Origin of the sequence: uncultured Roseovarius sp. (assembly GCF_963972555.1) — a bacterium.
Taxonomy (GTDB): domain Bacteria; phylum Pseudomonadota; class Alphaproteobacteria; order Rhodobacterales; family Rhodobacteraceae; genus Roseovarius; species Roseovarius mucosus.
The window spans coordinates 1-22,437 of sequence record NZ_CAXAUM010000025.1; the positions used below are offsets into that span (position 1 = coordinate 1).

Annotated in this window: 19 protein-coding genes; 8 read left to right on the forward strand and 11 right to left on the reverse strand. The window is 58.6% G+C overall.

Translation table 11 applies throughout. The annotated features are described in order from the left end of the window. The first annotated feature begins 248 nt into the window (after positions 1 to 248). Positions 249 to 5,459, forward strand: coding sequence for a calcium-binding protein (locus tag AACZ65_RS17010; RefSeq protein ID WP_339672875.1), 5,211 nt, complete (start codon positions 249 to 251; stop codon positions 5,457 to 5,459). A gap of 153 nt (positions 5,460 to 5,612) precedes the next feature. On the opposite strand, the gene AACZ65_RS17015 is transcribed toward AACZ65_RS17010, so the two are convergent. From AACZ65_RS17015 to AACZ65_RS17040, 6 genes are all read right to left on the reverse strand, one after another. After that, a complete protein-coding gene (locus tag AACZ65_RS17015; protein WP_339672876.1) occupies positions 5,613 to 5,945 on the reverse strand; it encodes a putative quinol monooxygenase in 333 nt (110 codons plus the stop codon). After that, a complete protein-coding gene (locus AACZ65_RS17020) occupies positions 5,946 to 6,815 on the reverse strand; it encodes an SDR family oxidoreductase (RefSeq protein ID WP_339672878.1) in 870 nt (289 codons plus the stop codon). Then, positions 6,812 to 7,420 (reverse strand): TetR/AcrR family transcriptional regulator, encoded by a 609-nt coding sequence (locus AACZ65_RS17025; protein ID WP_339672880.1) that lies wholly within the window; start codon positions 7,418 to 7,420, stop codon positions 6,812 to 6,814. Before AACZ65_RS17025 ends, AACZ65_RS17020 begins: the two co-directional genes overlap by 4 nt. Before the next feature lie 152 nt (positions 7,421 to 7,572). Next, entirely contained in the window at positions 7,573 to 7,872 is a 300-nt protein-coding gene (locus tag AACZ65_RS17030) for a DUF1330 domain-containing protein (protein WP_339672882.1), read from the reverse strand. Positions 7,873 to 7,891: 19 nt separating this feature from the next. Beyond that, on the reverse strand, positions 7,892 to 8,854 hold the full coding sequence (locus tag AACZ65_RS17035; protein ID WP_339672884.1) for a hypothetical protein: 963 nt from the start codon (positions 8,852 to 8,854) through the stop codon (positions 7,892 to 7,894). An 89-nt stretch (positions 8,855 to 8,943) separates the two neighbouring features. Then, the gene (locus AACZ65_RS17040) at positions 8,944 to 9,846 is read right to left on the reverse strand and encodes a helix-turn-helix transcriptional regulator (RefSeq protein WP_339672886.1); all 903 of its coding nucleotides are present in this window, start codon (positions 9,844 to 9,846) and stop codon (positions 8,944 to 8,946) included. A 254-nt stretch (positions 9,847 to 10,100) separates the two neighbouring features. On the opposite strand from AACZ65_RS17040, the gene AACZ65_RS17045 reads away from it, so the two are divergent. Together AACZ65_RS17045 and AACZ65_RS17050 are read left to right on the forward strand one after the other, a co-directional pair. Beyond that, positions 10,101 to 10,502, forward strand: a complete 402-nt coding sequence (locus tag AACZ65_RS17045; protein WP_339672888.1) for an SRPBCC family protein — start codon at positions 10,101 to 10,103, stop codon at positions 10,500 to 10,502. Then, positions 10,499 to 11,323 carry an RNA polymerase sigma factor gene (locus tag AACZ65_RS17050; protein ID WP_339672890.1) on the forward strand — a complete coding sequence of 275 codons (825 nt, stop codon included), beginning with the start codon at positions 10,499 to 10,501 and terminating at the stop codon, positions 11,321 to 11,323. The genes AACZ65_RS17045 and AACZ65_RS17050 overlap by 4 nt, the downstream gene beginning before the upstream one ends. Positions 11,324 to 11,370: 47 nt before the next feature. On the opposite strand, the gene AACZ65_RS17055 is transcribed toward AACZ65_RS17050, so the two are convergent. The 3 genes from AACZ65_RS17055 to AACZ65_RS17065 are packed head-to-tail and all read right to left on the reverse strand — an operon-like array spanning position 11,371 to position 13,431. Continuing rightward, complete coding sequence (locus AACZ65_RS17055; RefSeq protein WP_297538510.1) at positions 11,371 to 11,811, reverse strand: cupin domain-containing protein; 441 nt, start codon at positions 11,809 to 11,811, stop codon at positions 11,371 to 11,373. Between the two features lie 27 nt (positions 11,812 to 11,838). Further along, on the reverse strand, positions 11,839 to 12,459 hold the full coding sequence (locus AACZ65_RS17060; RefSeq protein WP_297538512.1) for an NAD(P)H-dependent oxidoreductase: 621 nt from the start codon (positions 12,457 to 12,459) through the stop codon (positions 11,839 to 11,841). A gap of 36 nt (positions 12,460 to 12,495) precedes the next feature. Continuing rightward, positions 12,496 to 13,431 carry an alpha/beta hydrolase gene (locus tag AACZ65_RS17065; RefSeq protein ID WP_339672894.1) on the reverse strand — a complete coding sequence of 312 codons (936 nt, stop codon included), beginning with the start codon at positions 13,429 to 13,431 and terminating at the stop codon, positions 12,496 to 12,498. Between the two features lie 181 nt (positions 13,432 to 13,612). Between AACZ65_RS17065 and AACZ65_RS17070 the strand changes: the two genes are divergently transcribed. Continuing rightward, positions 13,613 to 14,263, forward strand: coding sequence for a CGNR zinc finger domain-containing protein (locus AACZ65_RS17070; RefSeq protein ID WP_339672896.1), 651 nt, complete (start codon positions 13,613 to 13,615; stop codon positions 14,261 to 14,263). Between the two features lie 238 nt (positions 14,264 to 14,501). On the opposite strand, the gene AACZ65_RS17075 is transcribed toward AACZ65_RS17070, so the two are convergent. Then, positions 14,502 to 15,701 carry a MalY/PatB family protein gene (locus AACZ65_RS17075; protein ID WP_339672898.1) on the reverse strand — a complete coding sequence of 400 codons (1,200 nt, stop codon included), beginning with the start codon at positions 15,699 to 15,701 and terminating at the stop codon, positions 14,502 to 14,504. 91 nt (positions 15,702 to 15,792) lie between these two features. On the opposite strand from AACZ65_RS17075, the gene AACZ65_RS17080 reads away from it, so the two are divergent. Next, positions 15,793 to 16,707, forward strand: a complete 915-nt coding sequence (locus AACZ65_RS17080; protein ID WP_339672900.1) for a LysR family transcriptional regulator — start codon at positions 15,793 to 15,795, stop codon at positions 16,705 to 16,707. A 516-nt stretch (positions 16,708 to 17,223) separates the two neighbouring features. Here AACZ65_RS17080 and AACZ65_RS17085 read toward each other — a convergent pair. Next, entirely contained in the window at positions 17,224 to 19,077 is a 1,854-nt protein-coding gene (locus tag AACZ65_RS17085; protein WP_339672902.1) for a sigma 54-interacting transcriptional regulator, read from the reverse strand. A 208-nt stretch (positions 19,078 to 19,285) separates the two neighbouring features. On the opposite strand from AACZ65_RS17085, the gene AACZ65_RS17090 reads away from it, so the two are divergent. Genes AACZ65_RS17090 through AACZ65_RS17100 form a run of 3 tightly spaced genes read left to right on the forward strand, consistent with a single transcriptional unit; the run spans position 19,286 to position 22,413 of the window. Next, on the forward strand, positions 19,286 to 20,662 hold the full coding sequence (locus tag AACZ65_RS17090) for a CmpA/NrtA family ABC transporter substrate-binding protein (RefSeq protein WP_339672905.1): 1,377 nt from the start codon (positions 19,286 to 19,288) through the stop codon (positions 20,660 to 20,662). Between the two features lie 3 nt (positions 20,663 to 20,665). Continuing rightward, positions 20,666 to 21,499: a nitrate ABC transporter permease gene (gene ntrB, locus AACZ65_RS17095; protein WP_339672907.1), complete on the forward strand. Its 834-nt coding sequence runs from the start codon at positions 20,666 to 20,668 to the stop codon at positions 21,497 to 21,499. Between the two features lie 11 nt (positions 21,500 to 21,510). Beyond that, positions 21,511 to 22,413, forward strand: a complete 903-nt coding sequence (locus tag AACZ65_RS17100; protein WP_339672910.1) for an ABC transporter ATP-binding protein — start codon at positions 21,511 to 21,513, stop codon at positions 22,411 to 22,413. Positions 22,414 to 22,437: the final 24 nt, after the last annotated feature.

A 22,437-nucleotide genomic window follows, 5' to 3' on the forward strand; every position in this document is an offset into this window, starting at 1 on the left:
CCAAAGACAATATCCCCGCCAATCCACCGCAAGCGTGCCGCGCAGGTCCGGTTGCGGCGACATCCGCTTGCCGCCCGTGGGCATGTATATAATCGAGAATACAGGTCACACTGGGCCCAAGAGGACCGATCCTTGCCCGAATTTGCAAATTTTGTTATACTTTTTGATATTACTTTCTTCGTTCTTGTCAAAAAACAATTTCGATCGCGACAGGTTTTATCGTCGCTGAGATAAAAGGGATAGTTTGCATGGGTCTTGAGCTGGACGCCTACAAGGCGCGCACCGAACAGACAATTCTTAGATTACAAGCGCTTCAGGATGTGACGTCACGCATTGGCAGGCTGATATCCACAGCCCAGTTTGGCGTGAAGAAATACAAGACGGCAGATAAAACGGCAGAGAGCGTCGACGACTCTCTCTTTACGGTGAACAATCTTCTGACCGTTGCCGGGTTTGTATCGCCGCTCAAGACGCCGGTGACGGCTCTGAAAACCGTTCTGGACCGGATCGAACCGGTGGTTGACAGCATCGACGACAAGTTCGACGAAATCAGCGGCAAAGATAACGCGGCCACACCAGAGACCGAAACAGATGGCCAGTTTGTCGAGACAATCGAAACCGGGCTGACAGGTGCGGCGCTTACGTTCAGCGCCGTGACGGATGCGCTAGCCTTGCGCATCCGACAACTGGAAATCGCCTCTGCCGCGACGGGGAATTTTGTAGACGCCTTAGAGGTGGCTAACCGGGATGCCGAGGCGTGGAGCGGTGATTACACGGCTTTGAATGCGGCAATCGAAGCGCAGATGGCCGCGCGTAATGCCCTGATCCAGGGAGTCCAGGCCCTCTACACCAACGTCAAGGCAGAGGTGGACGCATTTCTTGCTGTCTTGGTCGACATCGACTTTGACAGCATTCTTGGCGAGATTGTCGATCTGGAAGAAATCGCAAAGGTCTTTGATTTCCTCAAGGCACCTCTCAGCGTGGCCGAGAGCCTTTTAGCACCCATTCAGCCGCTGTTGAACGCGGTTGATTTTCTGGTCGGGCTTATCGTTAATCCGGTAATTGATTTTGTCATTGAAACCCTGAACCTCGACAACATCCTGGAAGCCACCGAGGCGGTGATTGATGCGCTTATTCCCTCGATCAACCTGCTGGATGCGTTCGAACAACTGATTCAGCCCCTTCAGGATTTCCTGTTGGAATATATCGTTGATGGGCTTGGCACGCTTCCCTTGTTGGACACTGTGGAGAACGCCTTTTTTGGTGGCGTCGCTGGGAATGCCGATCAGGGGCCGACCGGCTGGGGGAATGATGTCGCGAACCTGCTGACCGGGGACAGTGACGACGACATACTTGATGCGCTTGACGGGAGCGATACGATCTTGGGCGGCGGCGGCAATGACGTGCTTATCGCCGGGGCCGGCTCTGACTTGCTTAATGGTGGCGCGGGCGACGATCTGTTCTATTTCGGGGCAAGTTTCACCGAGTATGAACTTGCACGTGATCCCGATACCGGGGATATCATCGTAAGCCATCTTGCGCCGCAAACCGAGGTCAACACCGGCATCGACGTCCTGAGTGCGCTTCAGGATGGCGACCATGTGGTGTTTACGGATATTTCCTTTACTGGAGCGGAACTGAACAACGCGCTTATCGGCGGTTCTGTCTTGAACGGCGACCGAAATGGTTTTGCCGAGGATGATCTTCTCTTTCTCAATTCAACTGGAACTCCGGTGAACGGATTTCATGTGGCGAATGGCCTTGGGGGTGATGATAGGATCTTTGGCTCGACCTTGGACGATCAGTTGAACGGCGGGACAGGCAACGATGTGCTCGTGCCAGGACGGGGCGATGATCAGGCCAATGGTGGTGCCGGTATCGACACGTTTCAGGTGCTCCGAGGGGCAAATTCGCGCCTGACCGTAGATCTGATCGCGGGGACATCATTCGGACAAGGCCAGGATACACTTAGTTCCCTGGAAAATGTCATTGCCTCTCCGGATCAGGATCACAAGATCCGCGGCACCGAAGGCGCCAACGCGATCTATACAGGCGATGGGATCGACGTGATCACGGGTCTGGGTGGCAATGACACGATCGACGCTGGCGGCGAGGATGATTACATCATCGGCGGGCGCGGCGCGGATGTGATCAATGCCGGGGCGGGCAACATTGATGTGATGATTTCAGGTAGTGCGGCGCAAGCCGGGGTCAGCGATCACTATATCGGTGGCGACGGGTTTGACGTTGTGTCCTATACAAGCTCTTCCAATACGATCCGTTTCGACATCAACGATCAGAGCGACGATCCGTCGATCTTGCAGCAACTGAACACCTACATGCAGGGGATCGAAGACAGCGGCCCGGTGCGGATTGATGCAGATACTGGCCGCATTTCCCGGTTTGATCTGGCAGGCAATATGATCGCGACGGATACGACCGACGGTGTTGAAGGGTTCATGGGATCGGACCTGGCCGATACGTTGTTTGGTGCGCCAAGCGCCCGGCTCTTGCACGGCGCGGGCGGAGATGACGTGATCCGCACCGGCGGCACTGAAAACATAGACGGTGGCGAGGGCGATGATCTAATCCTGATCGAGGAGGTCGATGGCGGAGCGACCGCGCTTCAGGTCGAGGGTGGCGGTGGCTTTGATCGCCTGCAACTCGACGGGGTGGGGGATGCGCGATGGTTCTACCGCGTCGAAAGTGCGATCTCCCTCACACTGCGTGCCCATAAAACAACCGTGCAGGGCGAGGATTTGCGCAACGCGCGCGATGTCTTCTTTTCGGTGCGACCCAGAGGCGTCGAAGAGATTGCCTTGGGGAACTTTGACGATCACGCAATTTATGCCCCCGGTGGCAGCGCGACGGCGGTGTTCTTGTTGCAGGACGGCAACGACCGGTTCGACGGGGAAAACGGATTTGCCGATGTGGATGCTGGCAATGGTAACGATATTGGAAATTTCAATTCTGGCGGCGGCGGGATATTTCGCGGCGGCGCGGGAGACGATTTCGCAGTCTATGACGATGCCGGCACTGACAACGCGGCCCTCATGGGGGCCGACAACGATTTAGTGCAGATAGAGCGGTTTCGTGGCCATGCCGATGGTGGCACAGGCTATGATACGATTGCCTTTGACGTGAATTTCAACGCGCGCATCGTTGCCGATCTCGCGGCGGGCACGGTCATGTCGTTCAACGGTCTGCCTGTTAACAACTCTGAGCAGGTCGGTATGACCCTGCAAGACTTCGAGGTGGTGATCGCAACGGAGTTCAACGATCTCGTAGACGGCAGTAGCCAGTCCGAACAGATTCTTGGGCGTGGAGGAAACGACACGCTGCGCGGTGCAGGGGGGCGTGACAAGCTCTATGGCGGCGCAGGCAATGACACGCTTGAAGGTGGGGCTGATGAGGATTTGCTCCACGGCGGTGGCGGCAATGACCGGCTCGATGGTGGCGCAGGCAATGACACCGCGTCTTACGCGTGGGCGCGCCCCGGCGGGTTGAACGGCGCGATTATCGCGGACAGCTTTGGCGCGGTGACGGTCAACCTTGAAACGGGCACCGCGACAGGCACCTTTGGGTCCGATGTACTGATCTCGATTGAGAATGTGATCGGCACCGGCGCGGATGATCGGTTGATCGGTGATGCGCAGAACAACATGCTGTCGGGCGGTGCGGGGCAGGACAGTCTTGAGGGCGGAGGCGGCGACGATATTCTCATCACAGGCACAGGAGACGATACCGTCGCCGCAGGGGCCGGGGATGATACTGTCGTGGTCGGACTGGGCGTAAAGAGCCTTGATGGCGGTACCGGGTTCGATACGCTGGACTTTGGCACGGCGTCGGGCTCTGTCGACCTGAACCTCGTCACGGGCAGTTATATAGCTACGTTGACTGACCGCATCCCACGCTGGGCAGACCTTGACCCGGATGGCGACGGCGTCACCGAGAGCGATGGCACAGAAGCGCGCATCTTTGCCGATGTGTCCCTGACGCCCCTTGATGTGTTCGAGGCCAATCCAAGCCAATCCAATAGCGCCGACGATGTGACGAGGATACTGCCCTCGCTTGAGGATAGCAGCTTTGCGGCGTTTCAGATCGCTTTGGCTGAGGTTGCGGTTCCCGCATCGGGCAGTTTCGCCGGTTTCGAGCGCGTGATCGGAGGGGACGGCAATGATACCGTCGCCGGGACATCTGAAGGCGACGAGATGTTCGGTGGGGCCGGGCGGGATCGCCTTACGGCGCTTGCGGGGGACGACCTGCTGAATGGCGGGCTGGGCGATGACACCCTCGACGCAGGTGCGGGGAATGACACGCTTGAGGGCGGACTTGGCAACGACAGCCTCGTTGGGGGTGCGGGCTTTGATGTGATGATCCTTGCGGCAGCCATGAGCGATGTCAGGATTGCGCAAGACGGCGACTCTCTCACGCTTGCCTCGCCTGATGGCACCGATACGGTCGTCGGCATCGAGCAGTTCCGCTTTTCGGATGCCACGCTCAGTCTTGCGGAAGTGTTGAGCTTGCCGTCTGTCGGTCGACAGGAGACCGGAACGTCGGGGAATGACACACTTACCGGTGGATCTGGTGACGACACGTTGATCGGGCAGGGGGGCGACGATTCGATCAGTGGGCTTGAGGGTGATGACGGCGTCTTTGGCGAAGATGGGAACGACGCGCTGTCTGGTGGCGATGGCGACGACTCGATTGCTGGCGCGGATGGTGACGACACGGTCAGTGGCGGCCCCGGCAATGACAATATCGGCGGCGGACAAGGTAATGACACGCTACGTGGCGACGATGGCAATGACATCATCGGGGCAGGGTTCGGCGACGATTCCGTTTCCGGTGGGGCGGGCAATGATGTGGTCGCGGGCGGTGCCGGGAATGACAGCCTTTCAGGCGGTGATGGCAATGACAGCATGTCAGGCAGCTTTGGCAACGATATAATCGACGCTGGCAGTGGGGATGATGACATTGGCGGCGGTACAGGGCGCGATACGATCGATGCCGGGGCTGGAAATGATCGGGTCGGTGGTGGCGAGGGTGATGACAGCATCTTGGGTGGCGATGGCAACGATTTCCTCGCGGGGGGAGGTCGTAACGACACCATCGACGGAGGCGCGGGAAATGACACGATCAACGCGGGCGCCGGCAATGACATCCTAACCGGTGGCAGCGGCGGTGATCAGTTCGTGTTTACGGCGTTTTTTGAAGGTGAGAGCGATGTGATCACCGATTTCGAGGACGAGATTGACCGCTTCTTTATTCGCATCGTGAACCCGGACACGGGCGTGGAGAACATCAATAATGGCGGAAACGGCCTTGTCGGTTTTGTCATGGCATTGAACATCACCGACACGGCGGCAGGGGCGCAAATGAGCGTCAACGGCAATACGATTCTTGTCGAAGGTGTCGGCGCGGCGGATCTGACGTTGGATGACTTCAGCTTTCTGTGATGCAAAACCTCGTTGGAATGAAGCTCTGAAATGCTGTTCCACTGGACATTTAAGGTGGGTCGCGCCTGATCTTACATCATTGCATAAGGCGCAATGGGTGGTCCACGCAGATTGCCCCAGGTGCCGGAGAATTCCCCTACGAGCAGTGCCACGTCATGCATGGAACTGTTCCCAACTCACTTGAGAGCTTGCATACATCTTGGTCACTTCGACAGGCGCGCTGAGCCATGTCTCGTATTTCTTGAAGACGCTTGTCGTGTAGTCCTGCGCATAGTGGGCGTTCAGCGCGTCCTCATTTTCAAAACATTCAAACAGATGCAGCGTGTCGCTGCGATCCTTGCTGACGAATGCCGAAAAGACGTGGCAACCTGGTTCTTCCAGAGTAGGCTGGATGATCTCATCCAGCGCGGCCTTGGCCGCGCTGAAATATTCGGGTTTTACCTGGATCACTGCGAACAGGAACAGTTTGGGTTTGTTGTCGGCCATTTACATGCCTCCCGTATACACAGGTTTCAGGCCTTGGATGAGCTGGGCTTGAATGGGCAATACGGCCGCGTTAACGGCAGATACACCCATGTCTTGCCCGATCTGGGTACGGATCGGGCGCGGCCCGCTCATGTCTACAAGGTTCGCGATCTGGGTTGCGACATTGCCGGCATCCGTGCTCGCGTCCCCTTGATCGAACATGCCCTGGAACATCCCCAGCAGGCGGTCACGGCCTAGCGCAAGATCCCCATAGTCATGGACACGCGCGGTGTCGGCAGGTGCTGGGGCCGTTGTAACCAGATCGGTGCCGTGGCCGCTCGGCTCGACCAGGATCGACTCGATGCCGAAGGGTTCCAGTTCATAGTGGAGCGATTCACAATAGGCTTCCATCGCCCATTTGCTGGCGCAGTAGAGCCCGAAGTAAGGCATCCCAAAGCGCCCTGCCGCGGAGCTCAGGCTGATGATCAGCCCCGACTTTCTGGAGCGCATATGCCCTAGAACGGCACGGGTCATCCGCATGATGCCGTAGACATTCACGTCGAACAGATCTTTGGCTTGCTGCATCGTGAAGGCCTCCGTCAGGCCTACGGGCATGACGCCGGCGTTATTGATCAGGACGTCGATCGGAGCCTCTGTTTCGATGGTTGCAACTGCGGATGTGCAAGCGGTCTCATCGGTGACGTCGAGCTCGATCGGTATGATGCGCCCTTGGGCAAAAGCCGCAAGTTCGGCTGCGGCGTCTTTGTTGCGCTCAGTCACGTCGCGCATTCCCGCGTACACGGTATGCCCGCGCGAGGCGAGAGTTTTGGCCGCGAGCAGACCGATGCCGCGGCTGGCGCCGGTGATGAGGATTGTGTTTGAAGATGTCACTGGTGTCGTTCCTTTGTTTTGAAAACTGTTTGCATGAAGAGCGCGAGCGGTTCGTCATTTCCGCGGACCTTCATGCGCGTAAGTGCGCCGCTCCAGGCGTTCATAAGCCAGTCGGCAGCCTGCGCCGGGGTGAGATGCTGCAAGCCGATGTCGGACAGGTCGATATTCTCCAAACACTCGGCCAGCACGGCGGTCATGCCCGACCAATGCGCATCGAGTGCGGCCTGAAACGCGGGCCGTTCATCGGCGAGTTCCGTCGCGAGATTGCACATCAGGCATCCCTGCTGGAATTTGCGGCTGGCCATTTCGCTGCGGGCTTGTTCGAAAAAGCGGCGCAAGCGGTCGATATGCGGGAGCGACGGATCCTCGAGACAGAGTCTGGCTGCCTCGATCTGTCGTTCGTTGTAGCGATCGGCCACCGCGATCCCAAAGGCCTCTTTGGAGGGGAAGTGGTGATAGAACGACCCTTTCGGAACACCTGATTCCGAGAGGATTTCGTTGATCCCGCTTTCGGAAAAGCTGGTCGTGCGAAAGGCGCGTTCGCCCACATCCAGAAGCTTTTCGCGGTGCGACATATGTGTGTTCTGATCTCTGGGGCGTGCCATCTTGGATTCCTCCGGTGGTGTTCAAATAAAAATAGACCAGTCTCTTATTAATTGAAAGCAGATTTTCTTCACACCCGCGTCAAGTCCGTGTGAGGAGGGGCAATGTCTGATCGCCGGAGATTGGCGCAGCTTGCACTGCGCCAAGTCCGTATTCAGGCGCTCGGCCCCAGAATGTGAATTTCCATGTGCAGAAAGCTATCATCGCGCAGCGGGATCAGGTCTTGATACGCCTCTTGCTCAAAGAACGCCTTGGCGGCGACATGATCCGGGAATTCAAGAACCAACGCCGTGGCGGGGCTGCTCTTGCCCGCCAAGGTCTCGACAATGGGCCCCTTGAGTTTGGGGGCCACACCTGCGGCCGTCAGCAAGGGCTGAACTGACTCGGCGTATTTTTTCGCCCCTTCGGCTTTGCCAGGGTCGGGTTTCGCGATGACGATAACATGTGCGGTCATGGTTGTTTTCCTTTCGTGATTATTGAAACATTTCAGGCAGTTCGATCGCAAGGATGCGGTATGGTTCGGCGGGGCCGGCGCTCGGGTCGAACAGATGATCAAGCTGGCCTTCAACGACGTAAGCCATCTTGCCAATCACGGTTGCCGTGGTGGGCACGTTCAGGTCGTCCGCGATGGTGCTAAGATTGACCGTTCCTTCAGAAACGGTTGCCCCCAAAAGCGCACCGCGCGCGCCTGCGTGCAATCCGCCCCCTTCGACGATGAGGAACCTGCGCCCGCCCAGGGCCGTCAAACCGTCGGCGCCGTGGATTTCTGCCGACATTTTCAGATCCGTGATCTTTCCGGCCTCGCCATGAGCGCCAAGGTCGATCTGATGCAGCGTGCCGGTGTTGTAGCGCGCGACAAAAACGGCCCCGTCGTCATAGGCGATACCATTCAGATTGAACCCTTCGCCCGCAAAGCGGCTATCGTCGAGCCAAACCTCAAGCTGATCTGTGCCGGGATTCAGGGCGTAGATACGAGGGACGAAACTATCCGTGGCCAAGATCGTGCCATCGGGGAGTGCTGTAATGTCGTTGCAGAACATGCCGCCCTCCGGCAGCGGGTAGCGGCCGGTGGGGGTGCCGGTTTCAGTGTCGAAGGCGACGAGCGCAGGAGCCGACGTGCCCGTCAGGGCGCCGATGCCCGGATCGGACGAACAGGCAAAGGTTTGATCCCCCTCGACATGCACCCCGACCACGGTCACCAAACCGTTCGCGCCAGCGGGTGCAAATTCCGTAATCTCGCCCGTTTTGAGGGAGATCTTTGCAATACGGCCTTGTGTCAAACTGCCGACATAAAGGTTGCCGGAGGTGTCATGTGAAATGCCCTCGGGGGCGAAGTCCGCGTCTGGTAGAGAAATAGTGGCATCGGCCATCGCCGGGGCGGGCAGCGTCGCGGCCAGTGCGCCCGCGAGCAACAGAGGTTTGAGTGAGAGAGTCATAGCTTTCCTTTCCTGAAACGCTGGAAAAGACATGGGCTATGTGCGGTCGGTTTTCGCGCTGCGGATGGTCAAGCCTGCGCTTGAAACGGTCAATTGCGCGCGCGGTGCCGGTCCAGTGATACAAGGTCTGCGATCGGACGTTTCTGCGTTGCGCGCAGCTCGGTCGGGCTCATGGAAAATCGGAGCCGAAACCGCTCTGCGAACCTCGATTGCGATTGGTAGCCGCATTCAAAGGCGATCTGTCCAATTGGCATATCGGAAGAAATGACACGTTCCACCCCTTGGTTCAGGCGCGTATCCTCGAGCAGCTCTCGAAAGCCTGTCTTTTCGGATTGCAGACGACGGCGCAATGTCCGCTCGCTCATGGCAAGTGTTTTGGTCAGATCCTTGACCGACCAATCGCGTGAAAGATCTGTCTTGAAGTGAGAGGTGATCCGTTCAGACAGGGTTTCACTGTGGGACAACAGCAGGTTTCCAGCCAAACCTTGCCGCGCCAGTATGAGGAGAATTTCGACCAACCTGTGGCGGGCTTGGGTCAGGTCCGCGGGGTAATTCTGGTCGTGGGTGATCCAGTCTGCGATCAAGGAATAAACCTCGTTTGACCCACCGGCCTTCCACTTTGGCGTCAAGTCCCAGTCCTTCAACCTGTCTGAATACGCTTTGTCGAACAAATCCAAGGTCTGCCGATCAAAGACCAGGGACGCCCCCATAAAGCGGCTTTGCCCTGCTTCGGGAATGTTCTCGACGTCACATCGTATCCCCTTGGGGAGCAAAAGAACCTCTCCGGCCTGTGTGCCATAGGTTTGACGATCTGCGATGATCCTCTTTTGCCCGATAATCGGGAACATGAGCATCGGCGCGGAAATGTCCATCCTGGTGATGGTTTGCGCCTGCTGGCAGCCGTTGATCCAGAAAACCCGCGAGGTTTGGCCAGACAGGAAGGCCGTTATCATGGATTTTTCCAGCCGTGACATGATGTTGTGCTCAGTCATCAATCAGTTCCCTTGTCGGTCTGAATGGTGTCCACGTATCAGTTTTTTGGCCTTGCCGGAGGGCAAAGATTGCCCTTGACCGTTTGCGGCTCAGAATTGGCCGGAAGTGGGCAGCATGACCATGCCCCTGATGGATCGCTTGTTGCCTGGTGTGGTGACAATAAAAAAGCGGATCACTATGTAACACTTTGGCGCGTCGAGGCCTCTTCATAGGTATCTGTCGCACTTTCGCGGCGGGAAACTTGGAGACCAAAATGAAAAACTTCGACGTGCAATCCATCGGCCTTACAGTCTCTGCAGAGAGGGCGTTCGACTATATTTCGCAGCCCGCCAACCTGCCGAAATGGACCAACGCGTTTTCGCGGGCCGATGCCAATTCCGCTAATCTGGTGACAGCGAATGGTGACGTTTCAATCGCGTTGCAGACTGTGACCTCGCGAGAGGCGGGCAGTGTCGATTGGCTGATGACCTTTCCTGACGGGGCCGTGGCCACGGCCTATTCGCGGATCACCCCGAATGGGGCGGATGAATCCATCTATTCTTTCGTGCTGATGGCACCTCCGGTTCCGCTCGAGGCTCTGGAAGGCGCTCTGGAAGCGCAGAAGGTGATCTTGGCAACCGAGTTGGAAAACCTGAAAGGAATTCTTGCTGCATGATCCGTTTTGATCCTGTGCAAGTGGAGGCCGCGCGACAGGGAAGTCGCGCGGCGCTGGAAGCACTTGTGAACGCTGCGAAAGGTCCTGTCTTTAACCTCGCGATGCGGATGCTCGCCCATCGGGAGGACGCAGAGGACGCCACGCAGGAAATTCTGATCAAGATCATCACCCATCTGGGGGAAGTGCGTGACACGGATCTTGCCGGGGCGTGGGCCTTTCGCGTGGCGACCCGCCATCTGTCCCACACCGCACGGCTGGGGCGGGTCGAGAGGATGCGGCTGAGCTTTGAAGACTTCGCCGAGGACCTGAACCGTGGCCAGAGGGGGCCTTCGCATCTCGAACTGACGGAGGTCGAACATCAACTGGCGTTGAAGGAGGTGAAAGTGGGCTGCACATTGGCCATGTTGGTGTGCCTGTCACGGCCTCTGCGCATGGCCTATATTCTTGGGGACATCTTCGAGATGACCGATACGGAGGCCAGTGAGATCCTGGAAATTCCGGCAGGGACCTACCGCCAGAGAGTGCGGCGCGCCCGATTGACGGTCAGCGGCTTTCTGCAATCAAATTGCAGCCTGCAATCCCGATCAGCCCCGTGCCGTTGTGAAAACCGCATCACGCCCGCGTTGCAGATGGGGCGCATTGCAAAGGGGGCGGCGCAACTGGACAGCGATCAAGCGGGGCAGAAGTCTCCGCTTGAAATCGGTCAGGATGTGGCGACGCTTGAAGCCGCGCAGCGCTCGGTTGCGATCATGCGCTCGAACCCGCAGTTCGCCTCTACCGTCCCGTCACTGGTCCACCAGGTGTTGGCCCAGATGTCTTGAACACTCCGACGGCGCGTCCGGCCCTCGGAGTGTTCGGTATCCAAATGCTATTGTGCCACGACGAATGTGTTGGGGCCGTCCATTTGCACCAGAATGATGCAGTCTTCCGGACCACGGCAGCGATCACCGTGGACTTCAAGCGCGGGCTGGCGGGCGTAGGAGCCTGGAGTGACCACATGCTCAACCCCGTCGGTGTAGGTATGAACCCAAGAGCCCTGTATCGCGACCGCATCATAGTTGGCATCGTGGTAATGGTCGGGGGCTTTGGCCCCGCCTTCAATCCGAACGATCATGGTGAACGGACCGGTATTCCAATCGCCCCAGAGTAGGCCAAAGTGGACACCTGGTGCGCCTTCGATGAACTCGATCTCGTCGTAGGCACGGCTGGTGTTTTCGTCCGCCTGAACACTTCCGGCGCTCAGGGCGCCGATGGCGATGGCAGCAACAGTGGTCAGAGCCGCAGTTGCATTCTTGAGTGCATGCTTCATGATAAACTCCTTGGGTTTGAGGTGCAGTTAATGCGCCAGCGCAACAGAGCGTTGCACGGCGGCTTTCTGGTCGCCGTCGGGGTCTGCGGTCAGAAGCGAGGGTTGGAACCGGACGTCCGAGATTTCGGATACACCGACGAATTTCAGCCACCAGGACAGGTAGGACGCGTGGAAATCCGCCCCGTATTTGGCCGGTGCGCCGGGGGCGTAGACGCCCGCGCTGTAGAATACTCGGGCCACTTTGTTTTCCAGCAAGCCGCTGTATCCGGCCTCTGGGTCAAAGCCAAACAGCAATCCCGGTTGGGTGATGAGGTCGATGTAGTGTTTCAGTTTGTAGGGGACGCCGCAGTTCCACATCGGGACGGAGAAAACGTATTCGTCCGCATCGGTAAAACGCCGGGTGATCGCGACGATCTGGTCCCAGGCCGATTGGCCGCCTTCGTCCATTTCGCCCACGCCAAAGAATGTCATCTTGGCTGCGGCTTTGTCGCCGTCGAATTCGGGCAGGTCTGCGTGCCAAAGATCAATGACATCTATTTCGACGTCGGGTTGATGGGCTTTGCGTGCCGCAAGATAGGCCTGTGCCAGTTTTGAGGACTGCGAGTTTTCGCCCCGTGGCGACGCAACAATATGCAGGATTTTCGTCATTCTCGTCTCTCTTTCCGTTTGTTGGGGGTGCGCAGCCTAGCGCGCCATGAATTGCAGGATTTCATCGCTGATCTCGGCGACATGCGTTTCCAGCGCGAAGTGACCCGCATCAAAGAGCTTCACATCGGCATCGGGCAAAAGCGCTTGCAGCGCGGACACGGCATCGAGGGTGAAGAACGGATCATTCTTGCCCCAGACCACCAAAGTGTCCGGCTGGGCACGTGCCAAATAGGCCTGCCATGAGGGGTAGCGCGCGACGTTGTCTTGATAGTTCCACAAGTATTCCAGCTGGATTTCAGCGTTGCCAGGGCGGTTCAAGCCCGCTTGGTCGTGGGTCCAGGCATCCGGGCTCAGACGATCCGAGCGACTTGAACCTTGGACGTATTGCCACTGCGTGACCTCGGCCTTCAGCAAGGCGCGCAGGGGTTTCTCCGTTTCGGCGGTGCGTTCCAACCAGAAAGGCGCGAACTGTGCGACAATGTCGGGATTCCACCCTTCGGCGTGGATGGTGGCGTTCTGAAAGATCAACCCTTCCACCCGGTCCGGGTGTTCCACGGCAAGGCGCAGGCCAACAGGCCCGCCATAGTCCTGCATATACAAGGTGTAGGCGGTCAGCCCGATTTCTTGAGTAAAGGCGTCGATGGTCTGCGCAAGGGTTGCAAAATCATAGTCATAGGCCGCCGCATCCGGCGCAGAGGACTGCCCGAAGCCCGGGTAGTCCGGCGCAATGACATGGTAGGTTTCTGCAAGTTTCGGGATCAGGTCGCGAAACATATGGGATGACGAGGGAAAGCCATGCAGCAACAGAAGTGTTGGCGCATCTTTCCGGCCTGCCTCGCGGTAGAAGATGGAAACGCCTTCGACCTCCAGGGTGTGGTAGGCCGTCAGGCTTTCGTTCTGAGACTCTGCCCAAGCGGCCGGGCTGAGCAAAACCGCAGCAAGTGCTGCGGCGTGCTGGGTTGGGAATTTCATGCGGCGTTCCTCATAGCAACCGTCAAATTGTACGTTCAATGGTTTCTTGGTGATAACCTGCAAAATGCGTTTAAGAAAGTTACTTTATTGTGAACGACTGCTGGTCGGAAATAACTTTCAATCGGATGCTTTAGGGGTTATCGTGTGGGGCTACCCCGCACCAACAAGGCGATGAGGCCAAATGGCACCAGAGACCGAGCGGCCTGCCCCAATGCTCATTGGAGACAGCCCAGCCCTTGATTTCCTGAACTCGATAGCTGCCCCAAAGGGCCTGGTGATAGATTGGCTGGAAACCAAGGCCAGTTTACTGGATTGGTTCGAGCAATCTGGGCTGTGTGAAAAGAGCGAGTTGGCGCGCCTGTGCGACGAAGCGGACCCTGCAGAGATGACAAAAGCTCTGCAAGATATTCATGCTTTCCGAGATTTGTTTCGCGATTTCATCAAAGAGGCCGCTGGAAAGGCAAACGCACCGGTGAGCGATCAGTTGGTGAGAGACATCAACGAGATTCTGCTGGGCGGCACATTAACCATGCAGATTGCGGTAACAGCGCAGGATCGCGCGGGCGATACGGGGGCCGCCCCGACCCACGCCCTTAGAACTCAGATCGAACTGCGCACCCCGCGCGATCTGTTGGTTCGGGTTGCGGCGGCTTGTGCCAAGTTGATTTGCGAAGCCGATTTTTCCTGCGTCAGAAACTGTGAAGGGCCAACATGTACGATGTATTTTCTGGACGTCAGCAAAAACCGCAAGCGGCGTTGGTGCAGCATGAGCATCTGCGGCAACCGCGCAAAAGCAGCGACACACCGGAAAGCCAAGGCCGCTTCACCTTAGGTGCACAGTTGGCGGTGCCCCCGATCATTGGCGGTCATGCTCGTCGCATTACGATGGGCAAACGCCTAGCGTCCGGTGCAAGTTGGCGAGCCGTGGGCTGAGCCATGACAGAGAAGACTGGTCACCGAGGCTGAGCTTTGTCCCGGTGGGGGTACCGCGTGTCCATGCGGTGACTGTAGTTCAAGCGTCGGGTTCCCTGTAAGGTAAACATCTAAGTCCGCCGAGCTTTCGCACCGGATCATTTTGGCAAGGCTGCCAACAGCCGGGCTATCGCCTCATTCACCGTGGCGCGTGGGCAGCCCAGATTGACCCGCATGTAGCCATGGCCTTCGGTCCCGAATTTTTGCCCCTTGTCGAACCAGAGGCGGGCGCGGGTCAACATGAAGTCGTTCAATGCCTCAGCTTCAAGGCCAAGCGCCCGGCAGTCCATCCAAGCCAGATAGAGTGCCTGCGTCGGCAGCACCTGAAGCTTGGTCTTGCTGTTGATTTCGGCGGCGAAATGGGCGTGGTTCGCGCGCAGATACGCGAGCAGCGCCTCCAGCCACGGCTCACCATGGGCATAGGCGGCCTCGGCGGCGACCATACCCATCACATTTACCAGAGCAAACATATTGCGGTCATACTGGCGCTTGAACTGGTCGCGGATCGCCCGATTTGGAATGAAGACATTGGCGCTTTGCAGGCCCGGTACGTTGAAGGTTTTGGACGGCGCGGTGCAAGTGATTGCGTTCTGCGCGAACGCTTCGGACAGGCTGGCAAAGGGAATGTGGCGCAGGGCCGGGTTCAGGATCAGGTCCTGATGGATCTCGTCTACCACGACCAAGATGTCGTGGCGGGCGCAGATTTCGCCCATCGTGGTCAAATCCTCGGCCGACCAGACATTGCCGGTGGGATTATGCGGATTTGACAGAATGAAGAGCCGCGTGTTGGGCCTGATTGCGGCCTCGAACACCGCGGCATCAAAGCGATAGCCGGTTTCGGTGCGGTTCAGCGGGGCCGCTACCGGGCAGCGGCCATTCAACAGAACATCGTCGCGGAAATGCGCATAGACCGGCGGTTGGATCAAAACGCTGTCGCCGGGGCTGGTGAAGCCCTGCACGATGGTTTTGATCGCCGTAATGATACCCGATGTCTGCACGACCCATTCTGGGGCTACCTCCCAGCCAAAGCGACGCGCTTGCCAGTCTGTGACGGCCCCAAGATAGCTTTTGGTGGCACCGTTGGGATAGCCGAAGACGCCCTCCTGTGAGGCCTCGATCAGCGCGTCGATCACCGGTTGCGGGGCGCGAAAATCCATGTCCGCGACCCACATCGGCAATGGATCGGCGGCGGCTTGCTCTGGGGTCAGTAGCCGTTCCTGCGCGCGCCACTTCATCGAATTGGATGCGCTGCGGTCGATTACACGGTCAAATGGGCAGGGGGCGGCATCAAGGCTCATGGACGGTCTCCGATACAGTGTTGACCGCACCATAGGGGTGCAATTACATGAAAAAAAATGGCTATTTCTCATTTAATCATGAAAGTTGTGCATGATGCTTGACCGACAGCACCTGACCATTGTCCGCCAAGTGGTGCGCTCTGGTGGCGTCACCGCAGCGGCAGAGGCGCTGAGCCTGTCGCAATCGGCAGTGAGCCACGCGATGGCCAAGCTGGAGGATTACCACGGCGTCAAAATCTGGCGGCGCAAGGGGCGTGGATTGCAACTTACTCAGGCGGGGGCCTATCTGCTGGCCTTGGCCGAGCGGATGGTGCCCGAGCTGGAACATGCCGAGCGCGTGTTGCGGGACATGGCGCGCGGGCGGCGCGGCGCACTGCGCATCGGGATGGAATGTCATCCTTGCGAAAAATGGCTGATGCAGGTGACGCGCCCCTACCTTGCCGCGTGGCCGGATGTGGATCTCGAGATACGCGCGGCCTTTCGCTTTGACGGGGTGGCGGCGCTTCATGCCCATGAAATCGATGTTCTGGTGACGCCTGATCCTGTGGTTCGGGACGATTTGCGGTTTACGCCGGTGTTTGATTACGCGCTGTTGCTGGCAATGCCGAACGATCATCCGCTAGCGGCGCGGCCGCATATCAGCCCGGCGGATCTGAACGATCAAGAGTTGTTTACCGTGCCCATCGGTCCGGATCGTCTTGATATCTTCACCCGGTTCCTGATTCCTGCGGGGTGCCGCCCGAGACGGCATACCGGCATCGAATCCATCGATCTGATCCTGCAACTGGTTGCCGCAGGACGTGGTGTGGCCGTGCTGCCGGATTGGCTGATCCATGCAGAGGCAAAAACCCTGCCGATCACGGCGCGGCCCATTGGCGCAAGCGGCCTGCACAAGAGTATCACCTTGGGGCTCCGGGTCGAGGATGCGGGGATGGATTATGTCGAAGGGCTGATTGCCATCGCCCGCGAGGTGCGGCCGGACCGCGCGCCTTCCAAAAATCGCTGACTGAGTGGCGCCCCCCCCAATTTCAGCTTGGGGGTCGTTCGGTCTAATGCAGGGGCGCGGTGCATTGGGCCGGCGCATTACCAATCGGGCCTTTATACGCCCGGGACTGTCATGCTCCAGCCTGCGGGTATATCCGGGGTCTTGCGGCGGGGCAGGCGCGGGAGGGCGTCGCGCCCCACGAAAATAGTGCCGTCACGGCGTTACGTCCGCCAGAACGGGCACGGGGGGCTGTCATCGTGTCGGGTATGGTCATGACTCGTATTAATTGGAATGATCATGCGCCCGGGTGGGCCTTTCCATTTGAAGATTTGCGAAGCGCAGGTCACAGGAAGCGATGCTCGTTCAATCTGGTGCTCAGGCCTACTTATCGGCTGTTTCAATGGTTGCTGGCAGAGGGCCAAAGAGGTCAGGCAACCGCCTATGAACCCGTCCTTCAACCTTGCGATGCAAATGTCGTCTGGCGGCCGTTAAGCCTTCGACACCGAACGCTTTGTCCTGATGCATTTTGATTTGCGCTTAGGTCCAGTCCGCCTCTACTATCTTCAGGCTGCTGATGCGGGAATAGAGCGTTGTGGGTTTGACACCGAGCAGGGCGGCCGCCCCTGAGGGGCCTGCAATTCGACCGCGTGTTTCGCGCAGAGCGGCGATCAGGTTGACGCGAATTAGGTCCAGCATCTGCGCCTCGGTCCGAAAGGAGCGGCCCGTTTCGGCCTGTGGCCCGAGGCCCCCCAGTTCGACCACCAGCTTGCGATCCTGAGACACAATCGCGGCGCGTTCCATCACGTTGTGAAGCTCGCGCACATTTCCGGGCCAGTCGTAGGATCGCAATTGCTGCACCACCCCTTCGGTCAAAACCGGTTCCGGGCGATTGAGCCTCCTGCAGGCGATCTTGAGCAGATGCGCGGCCAAAAGGGGAATATCCTCTTGCCGGTCGCGGAGCGGCTGGCAGGTGATGGGAAAGACATTGAGAAACAAATACAGGTCCTCGCGGATGCGATGAGAGCGGCGCGCCTTCTTGTCCGACAGGGTGGTCGCGGCGATCACACGGATATCGAGCGGCTTTTCTCGGGTATCGCCCAGGCGGGTCACAGTACTGTTTTGCAACGCGGCCAAGAGTTTGCCCTGTATCTCGAAGGGCAGTTCTTCGACATCATCGAGGAACAGCGTGCCACTATGCGCGAGTTCCAGCTTGCCGGGCTTGTCGCGCGTGGCGCCGTTGGGGGCACCGCGCACCTGCCCCCATAACTCGGCCTCCACTTCTTCGGGCGCGACGGAGCCGCATTTGAAGTGAATGAGGGGGCGACGCGCGCGGGGGCTGGCCTTGTGAATGGCGGTGGCGACGAGCGATTTGCCGGTCCCGGTCTCGCCGCTGATGAACACGGTGGCATCCGTGCGCGCCACGAGGTCAATCCGTTGCACGATCTGGCGGACCGCAGGCGACGCGCCGATGATGTTGTGATGCGCGCGTTCGGTCGTGATCGCCTCTTGCAGGTAGGCGTTTTCCTGTTCCAGCCGGTCGCGCAGGGCGGCAACCTCTGCCATCGCCTCGCGCAGCTTGCGTTCATTTTCCTTGCGTTCGGTGATGTCGCGAAAGATCACGACGGCCCCGGCGAGGACATTCTGATCGTAGATCGGGGTCGAGACATATTCGACACGGATCGGTTTTCCATCCTTGCGCCAGAACACCTCGTCTTCGATGCGGTTGACCTCTTCAAAGCGGAAGGACTGATAGATCGGGCAATCATGGGCGTGATACACATCGCCGTTGAGATGGTGGTGGTGGATCACGGAGTGAATGTCGTGGCCCAAAAGGTCTTCGGCGGTCCATCCCAGCATTTCCTGTGCTGCGCGGTTGAGAAAGGTGGTCTTGCCATCGGCATTGACGCCATAGATTCCTTCACCGGCGGCATTCAGGATCAACTGGTTCTGACGCTCAAGTTCGGAAAAGAACTCCTGTGCGCGCCGCCATTCGAGCAGACCCGAGCGGTGCAGTTCGGCGGCCTGCGCGATGCGGTCGTGCCGCTCCATTTCCTCGAGATCGAGAAGGGTCAGGGCCAGAAGCGAGGGTGCATCATTGACCAATCTGCCCCGAATTTCGACACGCAGGGCCATGCCTTTGGTCGTGGCGAGGGTGATGTCGCGGCTCCAGGCCTCGCCCCGATGGGCGATTTCATCCACCAGAACGATAAAGCCGGGCAGGCTGGCCCCGACCAGTGGCGAAAAGGTCGTACTGGGGGCGGGATCCAGATCCAGCAGCTTGCGGGCGCGAGGATTGGCCGCGACGATCCGGTCGGCGACAAGGTCGATCACCAGCGCCGCCTCGGCCAGCGCATCAAGCAGGGAATCGGGGGTTGTCGATATTTCACGCATGGCATTAACAAACACCGCCGCAGCGCGGCATCGCAATACGAAATCTCGTAAATTACGAAATGCCGTAATGAGTCGTCATGGGTAATTGATATTAGTGTATTATAATTAAACACAAATATAGCGTGCTTAAAAAATAGGCGCACCCCTTTTGTGTTGGGTTACTTCGTCGGATCATGGGTCAAACGGCATCTGAGCGAAAGGACACGACATGACCATGAAGAGCCTTGGCGACCCATTTTCAGAAAAGAATGACCTGCGCCACGGGGCGTCCTGCGGGTGTGAAACCTGCAAGAGCGTATCGCACATCGCAGCCGCGCCGGTCATGTCCTCTGAGGCGATGCTGGAGCGCGCGGTCGAGAGCGCCGTTGTGCGGTCGGTGTTCGGTCACAGTGACATCGGGCGGCGGTCGTTCATGGGGATGATGGGCGGTGGCACGGTTGCGGCGGCGCTGGAGTCGGTCTTTCCGCTCGATGCGGCCAAGGCCGCTATTTTGGACAATCTCGACACGCCGGAAAAGACCGATCTCAACATCGGGTTTGTGCCGATCACCTGCGCCACGCCGATCATCATGGCGCAACCGATGGGGTTCTATGAACGCTACGGTTTGAACGCCAGCGTCATCAAGACCGCGGGTTGGGCCGTGGCGCGCGACAAGTCGCTCTCGGGGGAATATGACGCGAGCCACATGCTGACGCCGATGCCGCTGGCCATGACGCTTGGCGCAGGCTCGACCGCCGTTCCGTATATCATGCCCGCCGTCGAGAACATCAACGGACAGGCCATCGTGCTGTCGAACGAGCATCTGGACAAGCGCGACCCCAAGCAGTGGAAAGGCTTCACCTTTGGGGTGCCGTTCGAATATTCGATGCACAACTTTTTGCTGCGGTATTACGTGGCCGAACACGGGCTTGATCCCGATGTCGACATTCAGATTCGCGTTGTGCCGCCGCCCGAGATGGTGGCGAACCTGCGCGCGGGCAATCTCGATGGCTATCTCTCGCCGGACCCGTTCAATCAGCGCGCGGTGTGGGAGGGGATCGGCTTTATCCATATCCTGACCAAGGAGATATGGGAGGGGCACCCCTGTTGCGCCTTTGCCGCGCCGCTCAGTTTCGCCACGGACATGCCCAATACCTATGGCGCGCTGCTCAAGGCGATCATCGACGCCACGCAATATGCGTCGAACCCGGATAACCGCATTGAAATTTCCGAGGCCATTGCGCCCACGAATTACCTCAACCAACCGGTCGAGGTGATCCAGCAGGTGCTCACCGGCACCTATGCCGATGGTCTGGGCGCGGTGCAGCAGGTGCCGAACCGCATCGATTTCGATCCTTTCCCCTGGCATTCGATGGGCGTGTGGATTCTGACCCAGATGAAGCGCTGGGGCTACATAGAGAATGACATTGATTACAAGGCTGTGGCCGAACAGGTCTATCTTGCTGCCGATGCCAAGAAGGTGATGAACGATCTGGGCTATGATGCGCCCGACATCACCTACAAATCGCACACCATCATGGGCAAGACATTCGATCCGGCAGAGCCCGAGGCCTATGTCAAAAGCTTTGCCATCGGGAAGGGCTGAGCGATGTCCACTCTGTCGCTGAACCAACGTGCCCTTCTGCTGTCTGTTGTGATGCTCGTTGTCGGGCTTCTGATCTGGGAGTTGTCGATTCCGGCGCAAAAAGCCGTGGGCGAGTTGACGGAATATGAGCGGTTGACCGGCGGGGGGGCGCAAAAGGCAGGTGTGCCGCCCCCGTCACAGGTATTGGCCAAGGCGTGGGAAGAGCTGAGCAATCCGTTCTACGATGCCGGACCCAATGACAAGGGCATTGGAATTCAGATCGGCTATTCGATCTACCGGGTGCTGTCGGGATACCTGATGGCGGCGGTGGTGGCGATACCGCTCGGGTTTCTGATTGGCATGTCGCCGGTCGCTTACAAGGCGCTCAACCCGTTCATACAAGTGTTGCGTCCGATCTCGCCGCTCGCGTGGATGCCGCTGGCTTTGTTCATCATCCAAGACAGCGAGGCGAGCGCGATCTTCGTGATCTTCATCTGTTCGATCTGGCCGATGCTGATCAATACGGCGTTTGGCGTGGCAGGTGTGCGGCAGGATTGGGTGAATGTGGCACGGACGCATGAACTGGGGCATTTCAAGACTGCCTTTACAGTGATCTTGCCTGCGGCGGCACCGACCATCGTGACCGGCATGCGGATTTCCATTGGCATCGCGTGGCTGGTGATCGTCGCCGCCGAGATGCTCGTGGGGGGGACGGGTATTGGGTATTACGTCTGGAACGAGTGGAACAACCTCGACCTGACCTCGGTGATCTTTTCGATCCTGATGATCGGCATTGTCGGCATGATGCTGGATGCGGCCTTTGCCTCGCTCCAGCGTGCCGTGGCCTATGCGGAATAAGGAGCCGTGAGATGAGCAAACCGTTTCTTTCGATCGAGAACCTGACCCAGTGTTACCCGGATGGTCAAGGCGGCACGATGACCGTGTTCGAGAACGCCACATTCGGGGTGGAGAAGGGCGAATTCGTCTGCATCTTGGGGCATTCGGGCTGTGGGAAATCCACCATCATGAACATTCTCGCGGGCCTCGCAGAGCCGACCAGCGGCGTGGTCAAGATGGATGGGTTCGAAGTCTCGGGACCAAGCCTGGACCGGGGGGTGGTGTTCCAGAACTATTCCCTGCTGCCTTGGCTCAGCACGCTGAAGAACGTGAGCTTTGGAGTGGCCGCGCGGCATCCTGACTGGTCCAAGGCCAAGGTGCTGGATCATTCCCGCGAATATCTGGCGATGGTGGGGCTGGAGGGGGACGTGATCCACCGCAAACCCAGCCAACTGTCAGGCGGCATGCGGCAACGGGTGTCGATTGCCCGCGCCTTTGCCAATCATCCCAAGCTCTTGCTTCTGGATGAACCGTTTGGCGCGCTGGACGCGCTGACGCGGGGCACGATTCAGGACGAATTGCTCAAGATATGGGGTGGCACCGGGCAGACGGTGTTCATGATTACCCATGACATCGACGAGGCGATCCTGCTGGCGGACCGTATTCTGCTCATGACCAATGGCCCCTTTGCCCGTGTGGCGGAATCGGTCGAGATCACGATCCCGCGCCCGCGCAACCGGACCGAGATCGTCGAGCATCCAAATTATTACCCGATCCGCAACCATCTGGTGCAGTTCCTTGGCAAGCGGTCCAAGGAGTTGGCGGGACGGGCATCCGATGGGGCGGCCCAGACCCCCGAAACCGTGCGGATCGACCGCACAGTGCCCGAAGACGAGACCGGCGAGGCCCGGCGGCTACGCGCCGTGAACCTGTGATAGCGATTTTCACCCGAGACCAAA